Annotated in this window: 2 protein-coding genes; both read right to left on the reverse strand. The window is 73.7% G+C overall.

Going from position 1 to position 4,998, the window contains the following annotated elements:
- Window positions 1–42 precede the first annotated feature (42 nt).
- Complete coding sequence (gene eccCa / locus HW445_RS18060) at window positions 43–4,017, reverse strand: type VII secretion protein EccCa (protein ID WP_180222035.1); 3,975 nt, start codon at window positions 4,015–4,017, stop codon at window positions 43–45.
- Between the two features lie 117 nt (window positions 4,018–4,134).
- Window positions 4,135–4,998 (reverse strand): MinD/ParA family protein (locus HW445_RS18065; RefSeq protein ID WP_218957116.1); only part of this gene is annotated, 864 nt, incomplete at its 5' end.

Below are 4,998 nucleotides of genomic sequence, written 5' to 3' on the forward strand. Positions count from 1 at the left end.
ATGTTCTTCGTCAGGGTGATGACGTCCTTCGTCATGCGTGTTTCACCTGTTCCCCGCGTGGACGGTCTGGATCAGCCGGCTGGGCCGCCCCCGCTGCACCAGCACGCCGCGCCCCGGCGGCTGCGCACCGGCGTACACACCGGGGAAGAGCTGGCCCTCGCCGCGGTCGCCGGCCATCACCAGGGCCGAGGCGCCGGACTCGCGCAGCCCCAGCAGCAGCGGCTCGTACAGGCCGCGCGCGGCGCCCGCGACCCGTCGGGTGACGACGAAGTGCAGACCGATGTCGACCGCGGACGGGATGTACGGCACGAACGGCGCGAGGGGCTGCTGTCCCGCGGTGGTGAGGACGTCGTAGTCGTCGACCAGGATCACGATCCGCGGCCCGGAGAAGCTGCCCGGCTCCAGCTCCTCGCCGTCCGTGCCCTCGTCGGGCAGCCGCTTCTCCAGCTCCGAGGCGATGCCCGCGGCGAGACCCGCGGCCAGTTTGGAGTTGTAGGCGTAACCGCCCCGGTACTCCTCCGGGATGGCGCCGCGCAGGCCGCGCCGCGGGTCGAAGACGCCGAAGACCAGCTCGTCCTCCCCGTGGCGCTCGATCAGCCCCTGGGCGACCACCTTGAGCAGATTGGTCTTGCCGCACTCGCTGTCCCCCATGACGACCAGGTGCTGGTCGTGCCGGAACAGGTCGAGCAGCACCGGCTCGAGCTGGGTCTGGTCGAGGCCGACCGGCACGCGCCGCGGCTCCGTCACCGCGGTCGGCAGCACGTCGGGCTCCAGCACGTGGGGCAGCACCCGCACCGGCTGGGCGACCTCGCCGGTCCAGGTGGCACGGACCTGGCGGGCGGTGCGCTCCAGCACCGCCCCCAGGTCGTCGGCGTCGGCGAGACCGTCGGCGCGGGGCAGGGCCACCTGGGCGAACAGCTTGCCGTCGGTGAGGACCCGGCCCTTCTCCTCCGGGGAGAGCGTCTGGGCCAGCTTGCGCTCGATGCTGGACTCGCCTGGATCGTTCAGCCGCAGCTCGACCCGGGTGCCGAACTGCGACTGGGTGGCGATGCGCACGTCGTTCCAGCGGAGCATGCCGGCGACGACGTGGATGCCGTAGCCGCCGCCGCGCTTGAGGATGTCGGAGACCGCGTCGTCCAGCTCCTCGAAGTCGTCGCGCAGGGCGCCGAACCCGTCGATCAGCAGCACGATCTCGGTGGACGCCAGCTCCGGCACCTGCCCCGCGGCGCGCCGGGTGCGCAGTTGCTCCAGCGAGTCGATGCCGTGGACCCGGAACAGCTCCTCGCGCTGGTCCAGCATGGCGCGCACCGACTCGACGGTGCGGGCGGCCCGTTCGCGGTCGGCGCGGCCGGCGACCCCGCCGACGTGCGGCAGCCCGGACAGCACCTGGAGGCCGCCGCCGACCAGGTCGAGCCCGTAGACGCCGACCTCCTGCGGGGTGTGGGTGAGGGCCAGCGACAGGGCCAGCGTGCGCAGCAGGGTGGTCTTGCCGGACTGCGGGCCGCCGATCACCGCCGCGTGACCGCCCGCCAGGGTGAGGTCCAGGTACCACTGGCCCTGCCACTGCCTGGTCGGGTCGTCGAGGAGTCCGAGCGGCACCTGGAGCGGGCCGCGCCGCCCGGCCAGCTGCATGCCCCGCGCGCCCACCGCCACCGGCCCCGCCACCTTGTCCAGGGCGACCGCGGAGGGCAGCGGGGGCAGCCAGATCTGGCGCACCGGGCGGGCGCCCGCCCGCTCCAGCTGGTCGATCATCATGCCCATCTGGGTGGGCCCGGTCTCCCGGCGGCGCGCCTTCGGCTCCTCGGCCGTGCCCTCGCCGTCCTCGCCGAGGGTGTTGTACGCCGCGTACTCCAGGGCCAGCGGTCCGCTGTCCTCGCTCTCGCGCCGCACCGGGCCGTTGTAGGCGCCCGAGACGTAGCCGGCCTTGAACCGCTCGTAGTGGCTGGTGTCGACCTTCAGATAGCCGAAGCCGGGCAGCGGGGGCAGGTGGAAGGCGTCCGTGGTGTCCAGGACGGTGCGCGACTCGTCGGCCGAGAAGGTGCGCAGACCGAGCCGGTACGACAGGTAGGTGTCCAGCCCCTTGAGCTTTCCGCCCTCGATGCGCTGGCTGGACAGCAGCAGGTGGACGCCGATGGAGCGGCCGATCCGGCCGATCGACAGGAACAGGTCGATGAAGTCCGGCTTGGCCGTGAGGAGTTCGCCGAACTCGTCGATCACCACGAACAGGTGCGGCAGCGGATCGAGGTCGGGCCGTCTCTCGGCGCGCAGCGCGGCGTAGTGGCCGATGTCGGCGACGTTGCCCGCGTTCTTGAGCACCTGCTGACGGCGCTTGACCTCCCCGGCGAGCGAGGCGTGGACGCGCTCGACGAGGCCGGCCTGGTTCTCCAGGTTGGTGATCACGCCGGCGACGTGCGGGAGGTCCGCGAACGGGGCGAAGGTCGCTCCGCCCTTGTAGTCGACGAGGACGAGGGCGAGGTCCTCCGGCGGGTGGGTGGCGACCAGGGCGAGCACCAGGGTGCGCAGCAGCTCCGACTTGCCGGAACCGGTCGCGCCGACGCACAGGCCGTGCGGGCCCATGCCGAGTTCGGAGGACTCCTTCAGGTCGAGCAGCACCGGCTCGTGCGTGTCGCCCACACCGATCGGCACCCGCAGGAAGGCCCGCTCGCCGCGCGGCGACCACAGCCGGTCCAGGTCGAGGTCGGCGACGTCGTCGATGCCGAGCAGCTCGGCGAAGCCGACGGGCCCGGCGAGCGGCGCGTCGGCCATCGACTCGGCGGACAGCCGCAGCGGGGCCAGCATCCGGGCGAGGCCCTCGGCGAAGGGGACGCCGATGTCGTCGACGGTGCCGACGGCGGCGATCGGCTCCGGCATGCGCAGGTCCTCGACCTCGACCCGGTCGCCCTCGACGGTGATCCGCAGGCTCACGCTGCCCGGCTCCTGCACCCGCCGGTCCAGCAGGTGCAGCACGGTGACCCCCATGTCGCGCAGCCCCACCGCGTCGTCGGGCCGCGGCAGGTCCACCGCGTCGTCACCGTGCCCGTCGACCACCACCAGCAGCCGGGAGGCCATCGACAGGGCCGCCCGGTCGGACAGCCCCCGGCGGACCTCGGCCGCGTAGGAGGCACGGCGGCGCAGCTCGGGCCCCAGGCGGCGGGCCAGCTGGAGCAGCGAGGGCTCGATGCGGCGGGCGGCGACCGGCCCGTCGAACTGCTCGCCGTCCAGCAGATGGGGCAGCCACTTGGCCCACTCCCAGTCGGCCGCCCGGTCACCGGGCACCGCCAGCGCCATCGCCACGTCGTCCGGCGCGTGGGTGGCCGCGGCCTGCGCCATCAGCGCCCGCGCCACGCGCAGGGTGTCCTCGCGGCTGCCCACGACACTGACGTCGCCGACCCGGTCCAGGGGCACGGTGAGGGGGAGCGCGGTGCCGATGCCGAAGCGCGACACCAGCGCGGAGGCCTCGTTGAGCATGAACTCGTCCGGCGGGGTCAGCACGGTGGAGTTGGGCTGGCCCACCTTCAGATCGCGGACGGGCATCTCACCGGTGCCCACCCGGACGCGCAGGAAGTCGGTGTCCGTCCGGCGCCGCTCCCACAGCCGGGCGGGGTCGCGCACGATGTCGTGGAGCGCGTCCGGGGGCGGATTGAGCACCTGGGCGCGCTCCCGCCGCCGCGTCTCCTCCTGGAACAGCTCCTCCCGCAGGTCCTCCAGGTAGGACAGGTACGCCTCGCGCTGGGTGCGGCGGGTGCGCTGCGCCTTGCCGCGCTGGGAGAAGAGCAGGACCATCGCGCCGACGACGGTGACGACGAGGATGATCGCGCCCAGCGCCGCGAACTGGCTGCTGCGGATGACCGTCATCATCACGACGGACGACATCACACCGGCGACCGGGAGCAGCGAGGTGGCGACCGAACCCGCCCTGCCCTCGGGCAGGTTGGGCGGCGCCTCGATGGTGCGCGGCTCGGGGGAGGCGGGGGGCCGGGTGGTGCGGGCCGGCCGGTGGATCAGTCGGGTGCTCATCGTCCTTGCCTTTTCCTCGGCGTCCTCGGTGTCGCGGCCTGCGGCCCGCCGGACCGGGGGCTTCGCGGGCCTACGGGTGCGCGGGCCCGTGGGTTCGCCGCCGGGCGGGGCGGGCGGTCAGCGCCTCTTCTGGGAGAGCTGGAAGACCTCCGCCGCCAGCCGGGTGGCGGCCTCCCGGGTGTCGTGGGCCAGCAGCTCGGTGCGGATCGTCCCGCCCGCCGCCAGGTGGCGGTCGTACGGCAGGACCCGCACGCGCGCCCCCGTGGCCTCCAGCCGCTCGGTGGCCTTCGCCAGGTCGACGCCGGAGTGCGGCACGGTCTCGCAGATCACCACCACGGTCGAGGTGGTGATGTCCCGCGGCAGCCCGCGCATCCACTCCAGCACCGCCAGCGTGCTGGCCACGCCCTCCAGCGTGGCCGGCACGGTGAGTACCCGGGCCTGCGCGGCGGACAGCGCGGTGCGGGCGACCTCGGCCGGCATGGTCTCGCAGTCCACCACGGTCACCCCGAAGTAACGGCGGGTCGACACCATGACCCGTTCGTACGCCTTGGTGCTGAGCATGGTGCCGACCTGGCCCTGGCTGGCGGGCAACAGCCAGGCGTTGCCCGGCAGTTTGACCAGGTAGCCGGTGACGTCGAGCAGCGTCATCTGCGGTTCGACCAGGTCGGCGAGGTCGCCGGTGGTCCAGCGCAGGCTCTCCGCGCCGAGCCGCAGCGGCAGCGAACCGAGCGCCGGGTCGGCCTCCACCACCAGCACCGGGTCCTGCCGGTAGTGCGCGAACGTCGTGCCCAGCAGCGCGGCCACCGTCGTCTTGCCCGACCCGCCGCGGATGGACGTCACCGCGATCTGACGGCCGGTGGTGACCGGCTGCTGCAGCACCTCGGCGGTCGCAGTGGTCTCGGCGACCTCACGGGCGGCCGACGAGGAAACGGTTCGCCGCACCGCCCGCAGGGCACGGGCCGCGAACGGTTCCCCCCGGCG

The sequence above is a fragment of the Streptomyces sp. UH6 genome, assembly GCF_013421635.1.
In the GTDB taxonomy this organism is placed as follows: Bacteria; Actinomycetota; Actinomycetes; order Streptomycetales; family Streptomycetaceae; genus Streptomyces; species Streptomyces abyssomicinicus.

Bases quoted from the DNA above. Each gene is read 5' to 3' on its own strand.
- eccCa (WP_180222035.1), bottom strand. From the start codon at position 4,017: ATGAGCACCCGACTGATCCACCGGCCGGCCCGCACCACCCGGCCCCCC.